General features: G+C 73.0%; 20 protein-coding genes. 13 read left to right on the forward strand and 7 right to left on the reverse strand.

What is annotated here, in order from left to right:
• Positions 1-7 precede the first annotated feature (7 nt).
• On the reverse strand, positions 8-3,472 hold the full coding sequence (metH, locus tag ACFLIM_RS08685) for a methionine synthase (protein WP_393163829.1): 3,465 nt from the start codon (positions 3,470-3,472) through the stop codon (positions 8-10).
• A gap of 106 nt (positions 3,473-3,578) precedes the next feature.
• Between metH and ACFLIM_RS08690 the strand changes: the two genes are divergently transcribed.
• The 3 genes from ACFLIM_RS08690 (at position 3,579) to ACFLIM_RS08700 (ending at position 5,757) form a co-directional block, all read left to right on the forward strand.
• Positions 3,579-4,037 carry a universal stress protein gene (locus tag ACFLIM_RS08690; RefSeq protein WP_393163832.1) on the forward strand — a complete coding sequence of 153 codons (459 nt, stop codon included), beginning with the start codon at positions 3,579-3,581 and terminating at the stop codon, positions 4,035-4,037.
• 143 nt (positions 4,038-4,180) lie between these two features.
• Positions 4,181-5,035 carry a PAC2 family protein gene (locus ACFLIM_RS08695; RefSeq protein ID WP_393163835.1) on the forward strand — a complete coding sequence of 285 codons (855 nt, stop codon included), beginning with the start codon at positions 4,181-4,183 and terminating at the stop codon, positions 5,033-5,035.
• Between the two features lie 167 nt (positions 5,036-5,202).
• Positions 5,203-5,757, forward strand: a complete 555-nt coding sequence (locus ACFLIM_RS08700; RefSeq protein ID WP_393163837.1) for a hypothetical protein — start codon at positions 5,203-5,205, stop codon at positions 5,755-5,757.
• Between the two features lie 13 nt (positions 5,758-5,770).
• On the opposite strand, the gene ACFLIM_RS08705 is transcribed toward ACFLIM_RS08700, so the two are convergent.
• The gene (locus tag ACFLIM_RS08705) at positions 5,771-6,487 is read right to left on the reverse strand and encodes a sirohydrochlorin chelatase (protein WP_393163839.1); all 717 of its coding nucleotides are present in this window, start codon (positions 6,485-6,487) and stop codon (positions 5,771-5,773) included.
• Positions 6,484-7,650 (reverse strand): uroporphyrinogen-III synthase, encoded by a 1,167-nt coding sequence (locus ACFLIM_RS08710; RefSeq protein WP_393163841.1) that lies wholly within the window; start codon positions 7,648-7,650, stop codon positions 6,484-6,486. The genes ACFLIM_RS08705 and ACFLIM_RS08710 overlap by 4 nt, the downstream gene beginning before the upstream one ends.
• A gap of 295 nt (positions 7,651-7,945) precedes the next feature.
• Between ACFLIM_RS08710 and ACFLIM_RS08715 the strand changes: the two genes are divergently transcribed.
• Positions 7,946-8,434, forward strand: a complete 489-nt coding sequence (locus ACFLIM_RS08715) for a peptide deformylase (RefSeq protein WP_393163843.1) — start codon at positions 7,946-7,948, stop codon at positions 8,432-8,434.
• A gap of 1 nt (position 8,435) precedes the next feature.
• Here the strand turns inward: ACFLIM_RS08715 and ACFLIM_RS08720 are convergent, their stop codons facing one another.
• The 3 genes from ACFLIM_RS08720 to ACFLIM_RS08730 are packed head-to-tail and all read right to left on the reverse strand — an operon-like array spanning position 8,436 to position 10,249.
• Complete coding sequence (locus ACFLIM_RS08720; RefSeq protein ID WP_393163845.1) at positions 8,436-8,711, reverse strand: WhiB family transcriptional regulator; 276 nt, start codon at positions 8,709-8,711, stop codon at positions 8,436-8,438.
• 30 nt (positions 8,712-8,741) lie between these two features.
• Entirely contained in the window at positions 8,742-9,662 is a 921-nt protein-coding gene (locus ACFLIM_RS08725) for a glycosyltransferase (protein ID WP_393163848.1), read from the reverse strand.
• Positions 9,659-10,249, reverse strand: a complete 591-nt coding sequence (locus tag ACFLIM_RS08730) for a D-glycero-alpha-D-manno-heptose-1,7-bisphosphate 7-phosphatase (protein ID WP_393163850.1) — start codon at positions 10,247-10,249, stop codon at positions 9,659-9,661. Before ACFLIM_RS08730 ends, ACFLIM_RS08725 begins: the two co-directional genes overlap by 4 nt.
• Before the next feature lie 172 nt (positions 10,250-10,421).
• Between ACFLIM_RS08730 and ACFLIM_RS08735 the strand changes: the two genes are divergently transcribed.
• From ACFLIM_RS08735 to ACFLIM_RS08775, 9 genes are all read left to right on the forward strand, one after another.
• Positions 10,422-12,065 (forward strand): carbamoyltransferase family protein, encoded by a 1,644-nt coding sequence (locus ACFLIM_RS08735; protein ID WP_393164044.1) that lies wholly within the window; start codon positions 10,422-10,424, stop codon positions 12,063-12,065.
• On the forward strand, positions 12,062-13,171 hold the full coding sequence (locus tag ACFLIM_RS08740; protein ID WP_393163852.1) for a glycosyltransferase family 2 protein: 1,110 nt from the start codon (positions 12,062-12,064) through the stop codon (positions 13,169-13,171). Before ACFLIM_RS08735 ends, ACFLIM_RS08740 begins: the two co-directional genes overlap by 4 nt.
• Positions 13,168-14,322 carry a glycosyltransferase family 9 protein gene (locus ACFLIM_RS08745; protein ID WP_393163854.1) on the forward strand — a complete coding sequence of 385 codons (1,155 nt, stop codon included), beginning with the start codon at positions 13,168-13,170 and terminating at the stop codon, positions 14,320-14,322. The genes ACFLIM_RS08740 and ACFLIM_RS08745 overlap by 4 nt, the downstream gene beginning before the upstream one ends.
• A complete protein-coding gene (locus ACFLIM_RS08750) occupies positions 14,319-15,506 on the forward strand; it encodes a glycosyltransferase (protein ID WP_393163856.1) in 1,188 nt (395 codons plus the stop codon). The genes ACFLIM_RS08745 and ACFLIM_RS08750 overlap by 4 nt, the downstream gene beginning before the upstream one ends.
• Before the next feature lie 2 nt (positions 15,507-15,508).
• On the forward strand, positions 15,509-16,057 hold the full coding sequence (locus ACFLIM_RS08755) for a D-sedoheptulose-7-phosphate isomerase (protein WP_393163858.1): 549 nt from the start codon (positions 15,509-15,511) through the stop codon (positions 16,055-16,057).
• A gap of 134 nt (positions 16,058-16,191) precedes the next feature.
• Positions 16,192-17,523, forward strand: a complete 1,332-nt coding sequence (locus tag ACFLIM_RS08760) for a PfkB family carbohydrate kinase (protein ID WP_393163860.1) — start codon at positions 16,192-16,194, stop codon at positions 17,521-17,523.
• Positions 17,520-18,194, forward strand: coding sequence for an SDR family oxidoreductase (locus ACFLIM_RS08765; RefSeq protein WP_393163862.1), 675 nt, complete (start codon positions 17,520-17,522; stop codon positions 18,192-18,194). The genes ACFLIM_RS08760 and ACFLIM_RS08765 overlap by 4 nt, the downstream gene beginning before the upstream one ends.
• Positions 18,185-19,057 (forward strand): glycosyltransferase family 9 protein, encoded by an 873-nt coding sequence (locus ACFLIM_RS08770; RefSeq protein WP_393163864.1) that lies wholly within the window; start codon positions 18,185-18,187, stop codon positions 19,055-19,057. The genes ACFLIM_RS08765 and ACFLIM_RS08770 overlap by 10 nt, the downstream gene beginning before the upstream one ends.
• The gene (locus tag ACFLIM_RS08775) at positions 19,054-20,019 is read left to right on the forward strand and encodes a UDP-glucuronic acid decarboxylase family protein (protein ID WP_393163866.1); all 966 of its coding nucleotides are present in this window, start codon (positions 19,054-19,056) and stop codon (positions 20,017-20,019) included. The genes ACFLIM_RS08770 and ACFLIM_RS08775 overlap by 4 nt, the downstream gene beginning before the upstream one ends.
• Here the strand turns inward: ACFLIM_RS08775 and ACFLIM_RS08780 are convergent.
• Positions 20,016-20,975, reverse strand: a complete 960-nt coding sequence (locus tag ACFLIM_RS08780) for an NAD-dependent epimerase/dehydratase family protein (RefSeq protein WP_393163868.1) — start codon at positions 20,973-20,975, stop codon at positions 20,016-20,018. The two genes, ACFLIM_RS08775 and ACFLIM_RS08780, sit on opposite strands and share 4 nt — an antisense overlap.
• Positions 20,976-21,035 lie beyond the last annotated feature (60 nt).

Raw genomic sequence — 21,035 nt, forward strand, 5'->3', positions numbered from 1 at the left:
CCACCGGTCAGACGTTGAAGTATTTGGCCTCGGGGTGGTGGGCGACGAGCGCGGAGGTGGCCTGCTCGGGGTGGAGCTGGAACTCCTCCGACAGCGTCACCCCGATGCGCTCGGGGTCGAGCAGCTGGAAGAGCTGCTTCTGGTCCTCCAGGTTGGGGCAGGCCGGGTAGCCGAAGGAGTAGCGGCAACCCTGGATGTTGACCTTGAGCATGTCGTCGAGCGACTCCTCGCCGCCGATGCCCCACTCCGCGCGGACCCTGGCGTGCCAGTATTCGGCCAGCGCCTCGGTGAGCTGCACCGACAGGCCGTGCAGCTCCAGGTAGTCGCGGTAGGCGTCCTTGGCGAACAGCTCGGCCGTGGCCTCGGAGATCTTCGACCCCATGGTGGCCACCTGGAAGCCGACCACGTCGACCTCGCCGGAGTCCTTGGCACGGAAGAAGTCGGACAGGCACAGGTGGCGGTCGCGGCGCTGGCGCGGGAAGGTGAAGCGGGTGCGCTCGGAGCCGTCTTCGTCGAGCACGATCAGCGTGTCGCCGTCCGACACGCACGGGAAGTGGCCGTAGACGACGGCCGCCTCCAGCAGGCCCTCCGTCTGGATGCGGTCCAGCCACATGCGCAGCCGCGGCCGGCCCTCGGTCTCGACCAGCTCCTCGTAGCCGGGCCCGTCGCCGCCCCTGGTGGGCTTGAGCCCCCACTGCCCGAGGAACAGGGCGCGCTCGTCGAGGAAGGCGGAGTATTCGGTCAGCGAGATCCCCTTGACGACGCGGTCGCCGGAGAAGGGGACCCGCGGCAGGGGGTTGTCGGCGGCCACGTCGGAGCGGGCGGGCAGCTCCTCGACGGGGGTGCGCTGCAGCACGGCGCCGGTCTTGACGCGCCGCTCGCGCAGCGGCGGTAGCGTCGCCCCGGCGACGCCGCGCTTGACGGCCATGAACGAGTCCATCAGCCGCAGCCCTTCGAACGCGTCGCGCGCGTAACGCACCTCGCCCTCGAACAGCTCGGCCAGGTCCTGCTCGACGTAGGCGCGGGTCAGGGCGGCGCCGCCGAGCAGCACCGGGTATCTCTCCGAAAGGCCCCTGGAGTTCATCTCCTCCAGGTTCTCCTTCATGATGACCGTCGACTTCACCAGCAGCCCCGACATGCCGATGACGTCGGCCCGCTGCTCGTCGGCGGCCTCCAGGATGGCCGAGACCGGCTGCTTGATGCCGAGGTTGACCACCTGGTAGCCGTTGTTGGACAGGATGATGTCGACGAGGTTCTTGCCGATGTCGTGCACGTCGCCCTTGACGGTGGCCAGCACGATGCGGCCCTTGGTCTCGCCCTCGACGCGATCCATGTGGGGCTCGAGGTAGGCGACGGCGGTCTTCATCACCTCGGCCGACTGCAGCACGAACGGCAGCTGCATCTGCCCGGAGCCGAACAGCTCGCCCACCGTCTTCATGCCGTCGAGCAGCACCTCGTTGATGATCTCCAGGGCGGGCCGCTGGTCCAGCGCGGTGTCGAGGTCGGCCTCCAGGCCCTTCTTCTCGCCGTCGATGATGCGCCGCTTGAGCCGCTCCCACAGCGGCAGCGCGGCCAGCTCCTCGGCCTTGCCCGCACGCATGGCCGCGGCGTCGACGCCCTCGAACAGATCCATGAAGCGCTGCAGCGGGTCGTAGCCGTCGCGGCGGCGGTCGTAGACCATGTCGAGGGCGACCTGGCGCTGCTCGTCGGGGATGCGGGCCATCGGCAGGATCTTGGAGGCGTGCACGATGGCGGAGTCGAGGCCCGCGTTGACGCACTCGTTGAGGAACACCGAGTTGAGCACCATGCGGGCGGCCGGGTTGAGGCCGAAGCTGATGTTGGACAGGCCCAGCGTGGTCTGCACGCCCGGGTAGCGGCGCTTGAGCTCACGGATGGCCTCGATGGTCTCCAGGCCGTCGCGCCTGGTCTCCTCCTGGCCGGTGGCGATGGGGAAGGTCAGGCAGTCGACGATGATGTCCTCGACCCGCATGCCCCAGTTGCCCGTCAGGTCATCGATGAGACGGCCGGCCACGCGGGTCTTCCACTCGGCGGTGCGGGCCTGGCCCTGCTCGTCGATGGTCAGGGCGACGACGGCCGAGCCGTGCTCGCGCACCAGGCGCATGATCTTCTGGAAGCGGGAGTCGGGGCCGTCGCCGTCCTCGTAGTTGACGGAGTTGACGGCGGCGCGCCCGCCGAGCATCTCCAGCCCGGCCTGCAGCACCGCGGGCTCGGTCGAGTCGAGCATGATCGGCAGCGTGGAGGCGGTGGCGAAGCGGAAGGCCAGCTCCTTCATGTCGGCCACGCCGTCGCGGCCGACGTAGTCGACGCACAGGTCGAGCATGTGGGCGCCGTCGCGGGCCTGGTCGCGGGCCGTCTCGACGCAGTCGTCCCAGCGGCCCTCCAGCATGGCCTCGCGGAAGGCCTTGGAGCCGTTGGTGTTGCAGCGCTCGCCGATGGCCAGGTAGGAGGTGTCCTGCCGGAACGGCACGGTCTGGTAGAGCGAGGACGCGCCCGGCTCGGGGTGCGGGCGGCGGTGCGCGACCTCCTTGCCGCGCACCTTCTCCACGACCTGGCGCAGGTGCTCGGGGGTGGTGCCGCAGCAGCCGCCGACCAGGGACAGGCCGTAGTCGCGGGTGAACGTCCCGTGCGCGTCGGCCAGCTCCTGCGCGGAGAGCGGGTAGTAGGCGCCGTCTGAGGTCAGCACCGGCAGGCCCGCGTTGGGCATGCAGGACAGCTTGAGCCGCGAGTGGCGGGCGAGGTAGCGCAGGTGCTCGCTCATCTCGGCCGGGCCCGTCGCGCAGTTGAGCCCCACGACGTCGACGCCCAGCGGCTCGATCGCGGTCAGGGCGGCGCCGATCTCGGAGCCGAGCAGCATCGCGCCGTTGGTCTCGATCGTCACCTGCGCGATGATCGGCACGTCGCGTCCGGACGCCTCGGCGGCCCGCCTGGCGCCGATGACGGCGGCCTTGACCTGGAGCAGGTCCTGGCTGGTCTCGATGATCAGCGCGTCCGCGCCGCCCGCGATCAGGCCCGCCGCGTTGTCGCGGTACGCGTCGCGCAGCCTCGCGTACGGCAGATGGCCGAGCGTGGGCAGCTTGGTGCCCGGGCCCATGGAGCCGAGCACGAAACGCGGCTGGTCGGGCGTGGACCACTGGTCGGCAGCCTCGCGGGCGATCCTGGCGCCGGCCTCGGAGTATTCGAAGACGCGCTCGGAGATGTCGTATTCGCCGAGGGCGGCGAGGTTGGCGCCGAACGTGTTGGTCTCCACGCAGTCGACGCCGACGGCGAAGTAGGCGTCGTGGACGCCGCGCACGATGTCGGGCCGGGTGACGTTGAGCACCTCGTTGCAGCCCTCGTGGCCGTGGAAGTCGTCGAGCGTCGGGTCCTGGGCCTGGAGCATCGTGCCCATCGCCCCGTCGGCGACGACGACGCGCTGGGACAACACTTCACGAAAGGACGGGGAGAGGCTCATGCGGTAAAGCTTATCGGCTGCGCCTCGCACGGCACTCGCGCGCGTGCTCGAGCCGCTAGTGTGCGGAGAGTCAATTGAACATTGCGTCCAATTGGGGTCCGTACCCATGACCTACTCCACCGTAGTCGTCGGTACCGACGGCTCGGCCTCCTCCTTCCACGCGGTCTCCACGGCGGCGTCCCTGGCCGCGGCGACCGGCGCCACCCTCGTGCTGGCCTGCGCGTACCTGCCCATGCGGGAGAGCGAGCGGGCCGCGGCCGCCGACCGGCTGGGCGACCTGGCGTACAAGGTGAGCGGCTCCACCCCGGCCGACGACGCCCTGCGCGCGGCCCGCGGGCACGCCGCCGCGGCGGGCGCCCCCGACGTGGTCCTGGCCGCCGAGCGGGGCGACGCCGTCGACGTGCTCGTCTCGCTCGCCGCCAGGCACCGCGCCGGCCTGCTCGTGGTGGGCAACCGGGGGCTCAACAGCCTGGCGGGGCGGCTGCTCGGCTCCGTGCCCTCCGGCGTCTCCCATCGCGCCGCCTGCGACGTGCTGATCGTCCACACCACCGACGGCGGCCGCTGACCCGCCCGCGTAAGCGCGGGCCCGCGCGGAGTCGCGTCCCCGCGCCGGTACGGGCGCGGCGCGGCCGTTCGGGGGGAGATCGGTGACGCTGACACGTGCTTACCGCATAGGCTAAGCAGGATGATGGAGAGAGGAGGCGACACGTGATCGAGCTCGAAGGGCTCCCCGAGCTCGTCGACCCGGTGGTCATAGCCGCGTTCGAGGGGTGGAATGACGCGGGTGAGGCTTCCAGCGGTGTGATCGCCCATCTCGAGTCCGTCTGGAAGGCCGAGCCGCTGATCGCGCTCGACCCCGACGACTACTACGACTTCCAGGTGACGCGGCCCGTGGTGGAGATGAGCGACGGGCTCGCCCAGTCGATCGTGTGGCCGACCACGCGGCTGCTGCGGGCGCGCCCGCCGGGCAGCGAGCGCGACGTGGTGCTGCTGCGCGGCATCGAGCCCAACATGCGCTGGCGCTCGTTCTGCGCCGACATCATCGAGATCTGCCGCGAGCTGGGGGTCGAGATGGCGGTGATGCTGGGCGCGCTGCTCAACGACTCGCCGCACACCCGCCCGGTGCCCATCCTCGGCGGCGCGACCGACGCGGCGCTGGCGCGTTCGACCAACCTGGAGCTGAGCCGCTACGAGGGCCCGACGGGCATCGTGGGGGTGCTGCAGCACGCGTTCGGCGCGGCTGGGCTCGACGCGATCTCGCTGTGGGCGTCGGTGCCCCACTACGTCGCCCAGCCGCCCAACCCCAAGGCCACGCTCGCGCTGCTGCGCCGCCTGGAGGACGTGCTGGAGATCCCGATGCCGCTGGGCGACCTCGACGAGGAGGCCCGCGCGTGGGAGCGCGGCGTCGACGAGCTGGCCTCGCAGGACACCGAGGTCGCCGAATACGTCAAGGAGCTGGAGGAGCGCAAGGACGCCGCCGAGCTGCCCGAGGCCAGCGGGGACGCGATCGCGGCCGAGTTCGAGCGCTACCTGCGACGTCGCGACAGGGACACTGACAGCTAACCTTCAGGAATTAAATCCGACAATTTTTCTCGATTTCGGGTAATAATCGGGGACCCGTACATACTTCCACGACCTTGGGACCCCAGATCCGGCTCCGCTGATCGCGAAAAACCACTCGGCTTCGCGCCGTGATGCCTACTCAACCGACCGCGCACGTTAGGCACGCCATGGCGACTTCCCATGTCGACCCGCACCGAAGAAGTCAGGACACCAGGCGGCGCATCCTGGAGATGGCCGTCTCGGTCAGGGAGGACCGGACCGGCGGCTCCGTGGACCACTTCCTCGCCCTGTTGCAGGACCGCCTCCCGCTCTGGCTCAGCATTCTCCACGAACTCTCCCATCATCTTGGGAAAGGGTCCATATCGGACAATCTCCTGCCAGTTGCGCGAGCGGGTATCGACTACTACATGGAGGTACAAGCCGCGGCGTTACCCGCGTTCACCTCGCCTAACGTGACCGTGCGCTTCCGCGAGGCCATCCGCGACACGGGGCTCGGGCCGCGGATGGAGACCGCGCCGCTGGCCGCGTACCTGGCGGCCGAACAGCGCCTGGGTAGGGTGGCGGCGGGCGTGGACCCGGAGGCGAGCGCGCGGCTGCTGATCGCGGGCTGCTTCCACCGGGCCTACATCGAGATGTTCGTCGGCGCCGACGCCGGGCCGACGCGCGAGGCCAGCGCCCGGGAGATCGTGCGCGAGCTGCGGCTCGAGCCCGTCCCCTCCTGATCCCGCCCGCCCGCTATCGGGAGGCCTGTGCCCGCGCCTGCGGCAGGACGTGACGCCTGCGCAGGGACTCGTCGTAGCGGTGCCAGATCAGTGACGCCACGTCCGGGTCCGCCCCCAAGGGCTCGCTCACCAGTCCCGCGCCCGCCGTGGCCAGGCGGTCGTGGAAGAAACCGGGCGCGAGCACGTACGAGGCGATCGCCACCCGCGCGGCCGGGGTCGAGCCGAGCCGTTCCATGGCCTCCTCCAGCGAGGGGGCGCCCGCCGAGGCGAAGGCGGCCGTGACGGGGCGCGCCAGGCGTACGGCGAGCTGGTGGGCGGCGGCGCGGACGTCGGCGAGCGCTTCGGGGTCGGCGGAGCCGGCCGCGCCGAGCAGCACCGCGTCCGTCGAGCGCAGGCCCGCCCTGGCCAGCTTGCGGGCCAGCGCCGACGTCAGCAGCCGGTGCGGCCCCAGCCAGCCGGCCACCACCGCGTCGGGGCGGCAGTCGGCGACGACCTCGGGCAGGTCGATGTGGGCGTGGTAGCCGCCGGCCAGCAACAGCGGGACGACGACCACCCGGCCGCGGACGGCGGGCAGGACCTCGGACAGGAGCGGCGAGCTGATCTCGAGGTAGCTCAGCTCGACGCGGTGCCCAGGACGGGCTCTCCTGACCGTCTCCGCGAGGGCCGACAACGTCCGCTCCCCCGCGGCGCTGCGCGTGCCGTGCGCTGCGAGGACGAGCGCAGGACTCACAGCCCGGCCTCGTACAGGCAGGCGAGGCGGTAGCCGCGCTTGACGACCGTCTCGACGATCCCGCTCGGCCCGAGCGCACGGCGCAGCCGCGTGATGGCCATCTCCACGGCGTGCTCGGCCGAGTCGCGGGCGATGCTGCCCGGCAGCACGGTACGCAGGTCGGCCCGCGACACCACGTGCCCCGGCTTGTCGGCCAGGCGTTTGAGCACCGCCATCGGGGCCGGCGGCAGCGGCCGCAGCTCCCCGTCCACGACCACCGCGTGGCCGCGGATCTCCAGCCGGTGCTCGCCCGCCACGAGCCGGGTGACGCCGTGCTCGGGCAGGTGCCTGGCCAGGGCGCGGGCCAGCGCGCCGAGCCGCGAGCGGTCCGGCTGCAACGTCGGCACGCCGCGCGCGGTCAGCGGTCCCGCGGTGACGGGCCCCACGCAGGCGGCCACGACCGTGCCGCCGAACGCCGCCAGCAGCGCGTCCTCCAGCCCCTCGGAACGGGCCATGCCCAGCATGGCGTGCACGGCCGGCGCGCTGGTGAAGGCCACCGCGTCCACCGAGCCGGAGATCGTCTGGCTGATCAGGCGGCGCAGCGGCGAGATGTCGCGGTACGGCAGCCACCGGTAGACCGGGATCTCGATCACCTCGGCGCCGGCCTGCCGCAGGTCGGCCACGAAGTCGCTGAGCGGCTCGCCGTGCTGCTGCACCGCGATGCGCCGGCCGCGCAGGTCCTGGGCCAGCAGGTACTGCTTGACCTCCTGGCACGACTCGGTGGCGGGGGTCCAGTGGTCGTTCAGCCCGGCGGCCCGCACCGCTCCCCTGGCCTTGGGCCCGCGGGTCAGCAGCCGCGACTTGGACAGGTGCTCGCCCAGGTCGGACGACAGGCCCCAGCCCTCGGCGGCGGCCATCCAGCCGCGGAAGCCGACGCCGGTGGTGACGACCACGTCGTCCACCGGCCCGGCCAGGCTGAGCCGGGTCGCGGCGAGCAGGTCGGCGTCCTCGGCCAGCGGCACGAGGCGGATCGCCGGGGCGCTGACCACGCGGGCGCCGCGCCGCTCCAGCAGCGCGCCGAACTCCTCGCGCCGCCGCGTCGCGGTCACGCCGACGGTGAACCCCGACAGGGCGTCGGGCGCCGTCTCCGGGGAAATGCCGCTCTCAACGGGAAGCGCGCTCATGAAGTCCCTCTCTTCTCCGCCGGTCGCATGAGCACGGCGCTGCTGTGTATGATCGTGCGCTCCCTCACGGACACCTCCAGGTAGTCGTCGTCGCCTGGCCGGGCCCCGAGCACCCGGCCAGGCATCACAGGCGCGTGTGGCGCAAGTGAGATCACCCTCCGATACTGCTTTCGGGTGGTTTCACCTCTGGGTCTCTTCTGTTACCGCTGTGCTACAAGGCAAGACCTCGACGATTGGCGGGGCGCGGTCGCGGGAAACGTTCATGATGATGATCGCGGCCTATCGGGGAGTTGCGGTGACGGTCCGGCCTATTCGCGTGTTCGACGATCCGGTGCTCCGCTCGGTGGCGGCGCCGATCAAGGACTTCGATCGGGAGCTCCGGCGGCTGGTCAAGTGCCTGACCGCCACGATGCGGGCGGGAGCGGGCCGGGCCGGGCTGGCGGCCCCGCAGATCGGGGAGCCGGTGCGGGTGGTGGTCTACTCCTACGACGGCAGGTCGGGGCATCTGGTCAACCCGCGGCTGGAGTTGTCGGAGCGGCGCGTCACCGCCGACGAGGCGTGCCTGTCGGCGCCCGGCGTGTGGTGGCCGCTGGAACGTTCCTACATGGTCACGGCGCGTGGCCGTGACATGTTCGGCAAGCCTGCGACGGTCAAGGCGCTGGGGGTGCTGGCCAGGGTGCTGCAGCACGAGGTCGACCACCTCGACGGCGTGCTGTTCAGCGATCACCTCGAAGCGGGCGAGCGCGAGCGCTTTCTCGCGGAGGCGGCCCTGCTGCCGAGCTGAGCTACGCCGCCGGGCTGTGGCGGGCGGGTTCCGCTTCCCGGTCGTGCCGGGAGACCAGCTCCCGCCGTTGCGCCGGGTCGGTGCCGCCCCAGACGCCGTACGCCTGCCTGGTGGTCAACGCGTACTCCAGGCACGGCTCCCGTACGGGGCAACCGCCGCACACGTGTTTGGCCCGCTCGACCTGCGACTGGCTGGGACCTTCCATGGAGATCGGGAAGAACAATTCCGGGTCCAGGTCGAGGCAGGCGGCCCTGCGTGTCCAGTCGAGCATCATCATGCTCTTCGGGCCTACCCAGGCGTCTGGGCGTCATACCTCCGACAGCAGCCGGTCCCAGTCCGACAGGAACCTGCCGAGCCCGTACCGGGCCAGCGCAGCGGCCCTGGCCGCCTTGCCCGCCTGCGCCGCGCGTTCCGGGTCCTCGACGAAGGCGTGCAGGGCGTCGGCGAGCACGTTCACCCTGGTGGACAGGACGCCCGCCGCCGGCGGCACGGCCTCGACCGCCTCGGTGGCGGCCAGCGCGACGACCGGCAGGCCCAGGGTCATGGCCTCGACGAGGGCCAGCCCCAGCGAGGTCCAGCGGTAGGGGTGCAGGTAGACGCGACGCCGGGCGAGCTCGGCGTGCATGACGTGCTGGGGCAGGTCCTCGTGCGTGGTGTACGGGAGCCCGGCCACCTTCATCCCGAACACGTCGAGGGGCACCCGTCCGGCGAAGCGCGGCAGCAGGTCGGTCCCGGCGACCCTGGTGCGGCGTACCGGCTCGTTGACCACGACGCCGGCCCTGGGCAGCTCCCCCGTGTAGAGGTGGCCCGGGTCGGGCACGCCGTGCTCGATGACGCGGGTGCGCGCCCTGCCGTTGTCCCAGAACAGCTCGTTGAAGTGGGTGACGTGCACCAGCGTGAGGTCGCGCCGGCCCGCCAGCGGATGGCGGGTGCGGGGCACGTCGCCGGCCGGGGTGTTGTGCTCGACGTAGACGCCGGGCACGTCGCGGCCGAGCCAGGCGCGGGCCAGCTCCGGCTCGTGCGCGCGCTGGTAGACGGCCACGTCCACGGGCTCGTCGCGGAGCCGGTCCCACGGCACCTCGCGGGCGCTGTCCGGCCAGTCGAAGGTACGTGCGCGTCCCCGGCCGTCGGGACCACGGCCGGGGACGAGCGGCAGCACGTACTCGTGCGCACCCCGGACGAAAGCGCTGGTCCACGAGCCGTGCACGTGCCACAGCAGGATCCTCACCAGCGGCTCCAGCCCATCGCCCGGGCCCAGGGCGCCGACACGGCCGGCACCGGGCCTCCCGTGTCGCTCAGCACGCGGTCCACGACGTCGGTCAGGTCGTCCGCGACCTCGGCGGCCTGCTGGATCTCCTCCCGCAGCGTCTGCCGGGTCGGGACCAGGATGCCGCGGGCCCCGGCGGCCCTGGCCGCCTCCATATCCCTGCCGATGTCGCCCACCACCACGCAGTCGCGGGGGCTGACGTCGAGCACGGCGGCGGCCCTGATCACGAGCCCGGGCGCGGGTTTGCGGCAGGTGCAGCCGTCGCCGTCGTCGTGCACGCAGATCGCCCACGCGTCGAACGGCCCGAGCAGCTCCTCCACCTTGGCGTTCACCTGGTCCATGTCGTCCGGGGACAGCAGGCCCTTGGCCACGCCGGACTGGTTGGTGACCACGGCCACCGGCACCTCGGCCCGGCGCAGCCGCGCCAGCGCCTCCAGCGCGCCCGGCATCGGCTCGACGCGGCCCGGATCACCGTTGTACGGCACGTCCCTGATCAAGGTCCCGTCTCGGTCGAAGAGCACGGCGCCGGGACGTCGCTTTTCGAACACCTTTCACCTCCGTCGCGTGTCCGGCAGCTACCCGGCCGCCATCCCGGCAAACAACTACTCAACGTGACCAACCGCAGGCGATTACGCCTGTTTCCGCAGGTGTTGGGGTCGCGGAAGGTTTGAGCACCGCTTCTCTCGGTAGCGGTTCTCGGCATCCAGTGGGGGAGGAATGATGAGGTTTCTCGGCATCAACGCGATCTTTCACGACCCGGCCGCCGCGCTCGTGGTCGACGGGAGCATCGTGGCCGCGGCGGAGGAGGAACGCTTCAGCCGCCGCAAACACGGCAAGCGGCCGCTGGCGTTCTCCGCGTGGGAGCTGCCCGAGCAGGCCGCCGCGTGGTGCCTGCGCGAGGCCGGGCTCGCCCCCGAGGACATCGACGCCGTGGCGTACTCCTACGACCCGTCCCTGGTGGTCCAGCGGCCGGACGGCGACTGGGAGGACCTGCGGACCAAGTACGCCGTGCGCGCCCCCGCCTTCCTGGCCACCGCGCTACCGGGGCTGGATCCGGGGCAGGTCACGTACGTGCCGCACCACGTGGCGCACGCCGCCTCGGCCGGGCTGGCCTCCCGGTGGTCAACGCCGGGGCGGGACTGCGCGGTGCTGGTGTGCGACGGGCGCGGCGAGAACGTCTCCCACCTGGCGGGCCGCTACCGCGACGGCGAGCTGGAGGTGCTGGCCGCGCAGGAGCTGCCGCACTCGCTCGGCCTCATGTACGAGGACGTCACCGAACACCTCGGCTTCCTGCGCTCCAGCGACGAGTACAAGGTCATGGCGCTGGCCTCCTACGGCAGGCCGCGGCACCTGGAGGCGTTGCGCGAGCTGGTCTACCCGACCGGCGACGGCGGGTTCCGCGTCGAGCCCGTCGACTGGGGCGGCTACGCCAAGGCGCTGAGGAAGGGCGCGTCCTGGACCTCCGACCACGCCGACCTGGCCGCCAGCGTGCAGGCGCGGCTGGAGGAGGTGCTGCTGGAGCTGGCGTCCTGGCTGCACGAGCGCACCGGGGAACGGCGGCTCGCGCTGGCCGGCGGCGTGGCCCTGAACTGCGTGGCCAACACCCGGCTGCTGGCCGAGGGGCCGTTCGACGAGGTGTGGGTGCAACCGGCGGCGGGCGACTCGGGCACGGCGCTGGGCGGAGCGCTCCATCTCGCGCACGCCCACGGCGAGCCGGCCGCGCCCATGCCGGACGCGGCGCTCGGGCGCGGCTTCACCGACGAAGAGCTGGGGGCCTGGCTGGAGGTGGCCCGCGTGCCGCACACCCGGCCCGCCGACCTGGCCGCCGCCGTCGCCGCCGAGCTGGCCGCCGACCGGATCGTGGCCTGGTTCCAGGGGCGCTCCGAGTATGGTCCGCGCGCGCTCGGGCGCCGGTCGCTGCTGGCCCATCCCGGTCACGCGCGCAACACCGAGCGGCTGAACGACGTCAAGGGACGCGAGCAGTTCCGGCCCCTCGCGCCGATGGTGCTGGAGTCGCGGGCCGCCGGGATCTTCGGGCGGGGGCCGGTGCCGTCGCCGTACATGTTGTTCGTGCACGACGTGCATCCCGACTGGGTGGACCGCATTCCCGCGGTGGTGCACGTGGACGGGACGGCGCGCGTCCAGACGGTCTCGCCGGCCGCGGATCCGCTGATGGCGCGGGTGCTGGCCGAGTTCGAGGCGCGTACGGGGCTGCCGGTGGTGGTCAACACCAGCCTGAACACGGCCGGGCGGCCCATGGTGGACGATCCCCGTGACGCGCTCGAATGCTTCGGGTCGTCGCCGGTGGAGGTGCTGGCGCTGGGGCCGTACCTGGTGCGGCGCGGGGAGGTGTTCGCCTCGTGATCACCGTGGTGATCCCCACCGTCGGGCGGCCCACGCTGCGGGCGACGCTGGCGGCCGTGGGCCCCGGGATGCCGGTGATCGTGGTGGACGACAGGACCGCCGGCGACGCGCTCTCCGTGCCCGATCAGGTACGGGTCGTGCGGTCCGGCGGGCGGGGGCCCGCGGCGGCGCGCAACGCCGGGTGGCGGGCCGCGGGCACGCCCTGGGTGGTGTTCCTCGACGACGACGTGATCCCGGCTCCGGGGTGGGCCGCGGCGGTCTGGAAGGACCTGGTGGGCCTGCCGGACGACGTGGCGGGCAGCCAGGGGCGCATCGTGGTGCCGCTGCCCGCCGGCCGCCCGCCCACCGACGCCGAGCGGAACACCGCCGGGCTGGCCGGGGCGCTGTGGGTGACCGCCGACATGGCCTACCGGCGGGCGGTGCTGGAGTCGGTGGGCGGGTTCGACGAACGGTTCCCCCGGGCTTACCGGGAGGATGCCGAGCTCGCGTTGCGGGTGTCGCGGGCGGGGCACCGGCTCGTCAAGGGCGAGCGGGTGACGGAGCATCCGGTGCGCGAGGACGGGTTCTGGGCGAGCGTGCGGTCCCAGCGGGGCAACGCGGACGACGCCCTCATGCGGCGCCTGCACGGCCCGGGGTGGCGCGCGGCCATCGGCGGCGCCCGGGGCCGCCTCCGCCGGCACGCCCTGACGACGGCCGCGGGCCTCACGGCGGCGGCCCTCGCCCTGTCGGCGGCCGCACAGCCCGCCCGCGCCACGCGGCCCACCTCCGCCCGGCCGCTCGCGCAGACGAGCGAGCGGCTCTTGGCGCGGGCCGGCGGCCGAGCCGGTAGACGGCTCACGGGCCGGGCCGGCGGACGGCTCCTGAGGCGGGCCGGATGCCAGACCGGTGGGCGACTCCTGAGGCGAGTCAGCGGCCCGACCGTGGTCGTTGCCGCAGGTGTTGCGGCCGCTGTTTGGGGGGTGTTGACCGTCGAGTTCGGGTGGCGGCGGGTCGCGCCGGGGCCGCGTACCCCCCGTGAGGTGTGGCGGATGGCCGTCACCAGCGTGGTGATCCCGCCGGTCGCCTGCGCGCACCGGCTGCGGGGGGAATGGAGGGTGCGGCGATGAGCGGTCGCATGCCGGGAGCGGTGCTGCGCGGTCCGAGGCCGTGCCGGACGGCGGGCGCCGCGGCGCGCGAGCCCGCGACCGGTAGAGCCGTCGAGAGGGCGCCCGGCCGGAGCGAGGAGGGGCGGGGGCGGGTGCTCGTGGCGCGGCTGGACGACGCCGGTGACGTGCTGCTGGCCGGGCCCGCCGTCCGGGCCGTGCGTACGCAGGCCGGCGAGATAGTCTTCCTGGCGGGCCCGAACGGCAGAGCCGCCGCCGAGCTGCTGCCCGGCGTGGACCAGGTGATCGAGTGGCAGGCGCCGTGGATCGACCACACCCCGCCGCCCGTCACCAAGGGCCAGGTAGCCGACCTGGTGGCCAGGCTCAGGGGCATCGACGAGGCGGTGATCCTCACCTCGTTCCACCAGTCGGCGCTGCCGCTGGCGCTGCTGCTCAGGCTGGCCGGCGTGCGCAGGATCACGGCCATCAGCAACGACTACCCGGGCGCGCTGCTCGACGTCCGGCACGTCGTGGACGAGAGCATCGATGTGCCGGAGCCGGAGCGCATGCTGGCGGTCGCGAGGGCGGCGGGGTTCGAGCTGCCGAAGGGCGACGACGGCAAACTCGCTGTTCGGCGGCCGTTGCCGGATATAGGCGCCGATACGGGGAACCTTCTAGGCGTCGGCGCCGATGCCGACAAAGGCGCGTATGTCGTGGTGCACCCAGGGACATCGGCCCCCGCGCGGACGTGGCCCGCCGACCGGCATCGGCAGGCCGTACGGGAGCTGGTCGAAGACGGGCACCAGGTCGTCGTGACCGGCACAGAACGTGACCTCACCGCCTACGTGGCCAGCGACGTCGCGACCGACCTGGGCGGCGTGACCACATTCGCCGAACTCGCCGCCGTGATCGAACGCGCCAGCGTGCTCGTGGCGGGCAACACCGGCCCCGCGCACCTGGCCGCGGCGGTCGGCACCCCGGTCGTGAGCCTGTTCGCCCCCGTCGTCCCCGCGGCGCGGTGGGCCCCGTACGGCGTGCCCGCGGTGCTGCTCGGTGACCAGCAGGCGCCCTGTCGAGGAAGCAGGGCGCGCACCTGCCCGGTGCCCGGGCACCCGTGCCTGTCCCAGGTGACCAGTGAGCAGGTGGTCAAGGCAGTGAGGGAGCTGACTCAGTGAAGGTCGATCTCATCTCCGAGCACGCGGACCCGCTGGCGGCGGTCGGCGGCGTCGACTCCGGCGGGCAGAACGTCCACGTCGCCGCGCTGGCCGTCGCGCTGGCCGAGCGCGGGCACACGATCGTCGTCCACACCCGGCGCTCCTCCGAGTGCCAGCCCGAGTCGGTGACCATGGCGCCGGGCGTCACGGTCGAGTACGTCACGGCCGGTCCCCCGGTCCCCGTCCCCAAGGACGAGCTGCCCCCGTACATGCCGGACTTCACCGACCGGCTGGCCGACCGGTGGGCCGTGCGCCCGCCCGACGTCGTGCACGCGCACTTCTGGATGAGCGGGCAGGCGGCGCTGCAGGCGGCCGACGGGGTGCCGGTGGTGCAGACGTTCCACGCGCTCGGCACGGTCAAGCGGCGCTGGCAGGGCGAGGCGGACACCAGCCCCGCGCACCGGATCGACACCGAGCGCGAGCTCGGCAAGCGGGCCGACGCCGTGCTGGCCACCTGCGCCGACGAGGTACGCGAGCTGTGCGCGATGGGGATTCCCGAGCAGCGCGTCTCGGTGGTGCCGTGCGGGGTGGACCTGGCGGCGTTCTGCCCGGAGGGGCCGGTGGGGCCGAGCACCGGCGGCGCGATGGTGCTCAGCATCGGCAGGATGGTGCCGCGCAAGGGCGTGGACACCGTGATCAGGGCGCTGCGCCTGCTCCCCGGCGCCGACCTGGTGATCGCGGGCGGCAGCCGGGACGACCCGGAGGCCGTCAGGCTGCGCGAGCTGGCCGCCGCGTACGGGCTGGAGCGCCGCGTGCACGTGATCGGCAGCGTGCCGCGCGAGCACGTGCCCGCGCTGATGCGCTCGGCCGACGTGGTCGTCACGGTGCCGTGGTACGAGCCGTTCGGCATGGTGCCGGTGGAGGCGATGGCGTGCGGGGTGCCGGTCGTGGCCTCGGCGGTCGGCGGGCACCTGGACACGGTCGCGGGCTGCGGCGTGCTGGTGCCGCCGCGCCGCCCGCGAGCCCTGGCCAGGGCGCTGCGGGACGTGCTCGCCGATCCCGGCAGGCGGGCGGAGCTCGGGGCGGCCGGGGCCCGCCGGGCTCGCGAGAGGTACGGCTGGCCGCGCGTGGCGGAGCGGACGGAGGCGGTGTACACGCAGGTCATCGACGGCAAGGTCTGCCGTCTGGCCGCCCTGGGGGGTTGATCATGGATGCTCATCTGGAGAAGCTCTGGAACACCCTGGAGAAGGTCGATGACCACGCGGTCACCGTCCGGGCCTGGGGTGGGAAGCTGGCCGGCCTGCTGGCCGCCGGGGGCAGGCTGCTGGCCTGCGGCAACGGCGGCTCGGCCGCGGAGGCGCAACATCTGACGGCGGAGCTGGTCGGCAGGTTCAGGCAGGACAGGCGGCCGTACTCGGCGATCCCGCTGCACGCCGACGGCTCCTCGCTGACGGCCATCGCCAACGACTTCGGCCCCGAGGAGGTCTACGCCCGCCAGGTGCGCGCGCACGGCCGTCCTGGTGACGTGCTGCTGTGCCTGTCCACCAGCGGCGGCAGCCCGAACGTGCTGGCCGCGGCCCGGGCGGCGCAGCAGGGCGGGCTCGTGGCCTGGGGCATGACGGGTCCCGGGCCGAACCCGCTGGCCGACCTGTGCGACGAGACGGTCGCCGTACCCGCCGAGGAGACGGCCACCGTCCAGGAGGTGCACCTCGCCATGATCCACCTCCTGTGCGACGCGATCGAGGAGGCGCTGTGATGGATCCGCAGCGTAGCGAGGACATCCATCACAGCACTCCGAGCAGAGCTCGGAAATCAGACGCTGTGATGGATCCGCAGCGTAGCGAGGACATCCATCACAGCACTCCGAGCAGAGCTCGGAAATCAGACGCTGTGACCGGGCCGCTCGTCGTGATCGGCGACACGTTGCTCGACGTGGACGTCGAGGGCGACGCCGGGCGGCTCTGCCCGGACGCGCCGGTCCCGGTGGTCGACGTGGCCGCCGAGCAGGCCCGCCCCGGCGGGGCCGGGCTGGCGGCGCTGCTGGCCGCCCGCGACGGCGCCGACGTCGTGCTGATCACGGCGGTCGGCGACGACCCTGACGGCCACCGCCTGTGCGGGCTGCTGACGGAGGAGCTCGACCTGGTACGGCTGCCGCTGCGCGGCGGCACCGTCCGCAAGACCAGGATCAGATCCCGAGGGCAGACCCTGGTCAGGCTGGACACCGGCGACGGAACCGCCAGGTACGCCCCCAGCCAGGAGGCGTACGAGGCGATCGGCCGGGCGGGCGCGGTGCTCGTGTCGGACTACGGCAGAGGCGTGGCCAGGATGGCCCGCGAGCTGCTGCGCGGCACCGGCGTACCGGTGGTGTGGGACCCGCATCCCAAGGGCGAGCAGCCGATGCCGGGGTGCGCGCTGCTGACGCCGAGCGAGGCGGAGGCGCGCCTGTTGTGCCCCATCTACCACGGCCCCGACCAGGCGGCCCGCCGCCTGGTCCGGGAGCTGCGGGCCCGGGCGGTGGCCGTCACGACGGGCGCGCGCGGGGCCGCGCTGGCCGTCGAGGGCGGCCCGCTCACCCGGGTGCCGCCGCCGGTGACGGCCGGCGGCCAGGACCCATGCGGCGCGGGCGACAGGTTCGCCGCCGCCGCGGCGCTCGCGCTGCGCGACGGCGCCGCCGCCCAGGACGCGGTCACGATCGCCGTCGGCGCGGCCTCGAGCTTCGTGCGGCGCGGCGGCGCCGCCACCGTCAAGGTCCAGGAGCAGCGGCTCGGCGACCGGCCGCGCACGGCGATCGAGGTGGCCCGGCTGACCCGCGGGTACGGCGGCCGCCTGATCGCCACCGGCGGCTGCTTCGACCTGCTGCACGCGGGGCACGTGAGCCTGCTGCGGCGGGCCAGGGCGCTGGGCGACGCGCTCGTCGTCTGCGTCAACTCCGACGACTCGGTGCGCAGGCTGAAGGGCCCCGCCAGGCCCGTCGTGGACGTGCGTGACCGGGTCGAGGTGCTCAGGGCGCTGAGCTGCGTGGACGCGGTGCTGGTGTTCGACGAGGACACTCCTGCGGCCGCGATCGAGCTGCTGCGTCCCGACGTGTGGGTGAAGGGCGGCGACTACGAGGGGGAAACGCTGCCAGAGTCCGAGGTCCTCGGCAGGCTCGGCGCGGAGACCGTCGTGCTGAGCATGCTGCCGGGGCGTTCGACAACGAATCTGATCAGGGAGATCCAGTGAACATTTTGATCACCGGGGGAGCCTCCGGGCTCGGCCTGGCCACCGCGGAGGCCGTGGAGAAGGAGGGCTGGCGGGCGCTGGTCGTCGACGTGCGAGAGCCGGACCAGCGTTTCGAACATGTCACCGCCGACCTGGCCGACAGGGGGGAGGCCGAACGGGCTGTGCGCGAGCTGGCCGAGCGGGCCGGCGGGCTGGACGGCGTGGTGACGGCCGCGGGCATCGACGCGTGCGGGCGGCTGGAGGACGTGCCCGCCGCCGACTGGGAGCGGGTCGTCCAGGTGAACCTGCTGGGCACGGCCTCGGTCGTGCGGGCGGCGCTGCCGTACCTGAAGCACACCCGCGGCAAGGTCGTCACCTGCGCCTCGACGCTGGGGTTGCGGCCGCTCAGCGACGCGTCGGCGTACTCGGCGTCGAAGTTCGGCGTCGTCGGCTTCACCAGGGGGCTGGCGGTCGAGCTGCGCGGGGAGGTGGGGGTGACGCTGCTGATCCCCGGCGGCATGCGGACGGGCTTCTTCGACGGGCGGCCCGAGCAGTACAAGCCGGGGCCCGGCGCGGAGCTGACCGATCCGGCCGACGTCGCGCAGGCCGTGGTGTTCGCGTTGCGGCAGCCGGCCGGGTGCGAGGTGCGGGAGCTCGTCGTCTGCCCGTCCACGGAGACGTCATGGCCCTAGAGCTGCTGGTGCTGCGCGGCCTCGGCCTGGGTGACCTGCTCACGGCCGTGCCCGCGCTGCGGGCGCTGCGCCAGGCGTTCCCCAAGCACCGGATCACCCTCGCCGCGCCGCGGACGCTGGCCGCCCTGCTGCCGCTGACCTGCGCGGTGGACGCCCAGGTGGATGTGCGGGGTCCCGGACCGGTGCCGTTCGAGCGGCCCGACATCGCGGTGAACCTGCACGGCCGGGGGCCGCAGAGCATCGAGGCGCTGCGGAGTACCGATCCGGGGCGGCTGATCAGCTTCGGCACCGGTCCCGCGTGGCAGGACGGGGTGCACGAGGTGCGGCGCTGGTGCGGCCTGCTGGAGTGGCACGGCATCGCCACCGACCCGGCGGACCTGACACTCGGCGTCTCCGACAGGACCGGGCCCGCGATCGTGCATCCCGGGGCCGCCTATCCCGCGCGGCGCTGGCCGCCGGAACGCTTCGCCAAGGTCGCCGCCGAGCTGGACGACGTGGTCGTCACGGGCAACGCCGAGGAGGTGCCGCTGGCCGAGAGGGTCGCCGAGCTGGCGGGGCTGCCGCCCTCTCGCATGCTGGCCGGGCGTACCAGCCTGGCCGACCTGATCGACCTCGTCAGCAGGTCGAGCCTGGTGGTGTGCGGCGACACCGGCGTCGCGCACCTGGCGACGGCGTTCTGCGTGCCGTCGGTGGTGCTGTTCGGGCCGGTGTCGCCGTCGTTGTGGGGGCCGCCGCCGGGGTGGCGTCACGTGCCGTTGTGGGCCGGGCGGAACGGGGATCCGCACGGCGAGCGGGTCGATCCCGGCCTGCTGAGGATCGAGGTTTCCGAAGTCGTCGACGCTGCCTTGGAGGTCACGTCATGAGGGCTCTGGTCACCGGGGGCGCCGGGTTCCTCGGTTCCTACCTGTGCGAGCGGCTGCTGGACGAGGGTGCGGAGGTGGTCTGCATGGACAGCTTCCTGACCGGCGGGCCGCGCAACGTCGAGCACCTGATCGACCGGCCGCAGTTCCGGATCGTCGAGTGCGACCTGACCGGCTACGTGCACGTGGGCGGGCCGCTGGATCTCGTCCTGCACTTCGCCTCGGCCGCTTCGCCCGCCGACTACCTGCGCTATCCGATCGAGACCCTGCGGGTGGGCAGCGTCGGCACACTGCACGCGCTGGGGCTGGCCAGGGAGAAGGGCGCCAGGTTCGTGCTCGCCTCGACCAGCGAGGTGTACGGCGACCCGCTCGAACACCCGCAGCGGGAGACGTACTGGGGCAACGTCAACCCGGTCGGCCCGCGCAGTGTCTACGACGAGGCCAAGCGCTTCGCCGAGTCCCTGACCACCGCCTACCGCCACTCGCGCGGCACCGACACCGGCATCGTGCGCATCTTCAACACGTACGGGCCCCGCATGCGGCCATTCGACGGCCGGGCGATCCCGACGTTCGTCCGGCAGGCGCTCATGGGCGAGCCGATCAGCGTCACCGGGGACGGCTCCCAGACGCGCTCCATCTGCTACGTCGAGGACACCGTGTCGGGCATCCTGGCCATGGCCCGCAGCGACTTCGCGGGCCCCGTCAACATCGGCAACCCGGCCGAGCTGACCATGCTGGAGCTGGCCACGATGGTCAGGGACCTGGCGGGGTCGTCGTCGGAGATCGAGTTCATCGACCGCCCGGCCGACGACCCGAAGGTGCGCCGCCCCGACACGTCGCTGGCGGCCGAGCGGCTCGGCTGGCAGGCGCGGGTGCCCGCCGTGGAGGGGCTCGGCCGCACGATCGCGTGGTTCGCGGCGGAGCTGGCCGCGGCCGAGGACCTCGACCGGCTCCAGGTCGGCTAGCGCTCGTTCCCGGCCCGCAGCCAGCCCAGGTAGTCGGCGACCGCCCGCTCGGTGTCGTAGGCGGGCTCGTAGCCGGTGTCCTCGCGCAGCCGGGTGATGTCGAGCCACACGTCATGCGGCGGCCCGCTGGGGTCGCGGCCCTCGGGGAGGTCGACGCGCGCATCCGGGACGATCTTCCTGATCGCCGCGATCACCTCGCCGTGGGTGGTCGGCCGCCCCGAGGCGACGTTGTACGTGCGGTGCCGCAGGCGGTCCGCCAGTTGCAGGAGGGCGATGGCCCGTCCGCAGTCCTTCACGTAGCACATGTCGATCCCGTTGCCCGCGTAGGCGCCCTGGTGGAGCGTGGACAGGTCCGGAGCGGTGCCGCGGGCGGCGGCGTGCACGAGCTGGGGGGTGGCGTAGAAGGGTGACGGCGTGCGGGCGAGCGGCCCCCAGATGGCGGCGATGCGGTAGTGGACCACGTCGAGGCCCATGGTGCCGGCCAGGTAGTCGCCCAGCAGCTCGCCGATCTTCTTGAACGCCGGGATCGGGTGGCCCGCCGTCATCGGCAACGGCACGTCCTCCCGGAGCGGGCCCTCGCCCGGGACGCCGCCGTAGACGCCGATCGTGCTCGCGAGGCCGACCCGGGCCACCTGCCATTCGCTCGCGGCCCGGAAGACGTTCAGCAGGCTCCTGACCGCCTTCTCCGCGCCTTCGAGCGGCTCGTACGCGCCCGGCGGCCACGGGACGGACCCGGCGAGGTGCACGATGCCAGTGATCTTGTGCCGGGTGCCGATGTCCAGCAGCGCCGCCTCGTCGGTGAGGTCGGCCTGCTCGACGAAGACGCGCTCGTTCGCGAAGGGACCGGGCACTCCGGCGGCCCGGCGCTGGACGAGCACGCAGGACTCGCCCAGGTCGAGCAGCGCGCGGGTGGTGTGCGTGCCGATGAAGCCCAGCCCGCCTGTGATCAGAATCATGACCCATCCATCAGTTGTTTTAATCATCAGTACTACTGACAATCAGGCTACCGACGGGGG

Source organism: Nonomuraea marmarensis, assembly GCF_043197025.1.
GTDB lineage: Bacteria > Actinomycetota > Actinomycetes > Streptosporangiales > Streptosporangiaceae > Nonomuraea > Nonomuraea marmarensis.

Coding starts and splice junctions, on each gene's coding strand:
- metH (WP_393163829.1), bottom strand. CDS start 3,472: ATGAGCCTCTCCCCGTCCTTTCGTGAAGTGTTGTCCCAGCGCGTCGTC.
- ACFLIM_RS08690 (WP_393163832.1), top strand. CDS start 3,579: ATGACCTACTCCACCGTAGTCGTCGGTACCGACGGCTCGGCCTCCTCC.
- ACFLIM_RS08700 (WP_393163837.1), top strand. CDS start 5,203: ATGGCGACTTCCCATGTCGACCCGCACCGAAGAAGTCAGGACACCAGG.
- ACFLIM_RS08710 (WP_393163841.1), bottom strand. CDS start 7,650: ATGAGCGCGCTTCCCGTTGAGAGCGGCATTTCCCCGGAGACGGCGCCC.
- ACFLIM_RS08720 (WP_393163845.1), bottom strand. CDS start 8,711: ATGATGATGCTCGACTGGACACGCAGGGCCGCCTGCCTCGACCTGGAC.
- ACFLIM_RS08735 (WP_393164044.1), top strand. CDS start 10,422: ATGAGGTTTCTCGGCATCAACGCGATCTTTCACGACCCGGCCGCCGCG.
- ACFLIM_RS08745 (WP_393163854.1), top strand. CDS start 13,168: ATGAGCGGTCGCATGCCGGGAGCGGTGCTGCGCGGTCCGAGGCCGTGC.
- ACFLIM_RS08755 (WP_393163858.1), top strand. CDS start 15,509: ATGGATGCTCATCTGGAGAAGCTCTGGAACACCCTGGAGAAGGTCGAT.
- ACFLIM_RS08770 (WP_393163864.1), top strand. CDS start 18,185: ATGGCCCTAGAGCTGCTGGTGCTGCGCGGCCTCGGCCTGGGTGACCTG.
- ACFLIM_RS08775 (WP_393163866.1), top strand. CDS start 19,054: ATGAGGGCTCTGGTCACCGGGGGCGCCGGGTTCCTCGGTTCCTACCTG.
- ACFLIM_RS08780 (WP_393163868.1), bottom strand. CDS start 20,975: ATGATTCTGATCACAGGCGGGCTGGGCTTCATCGGCACGCACACCACC.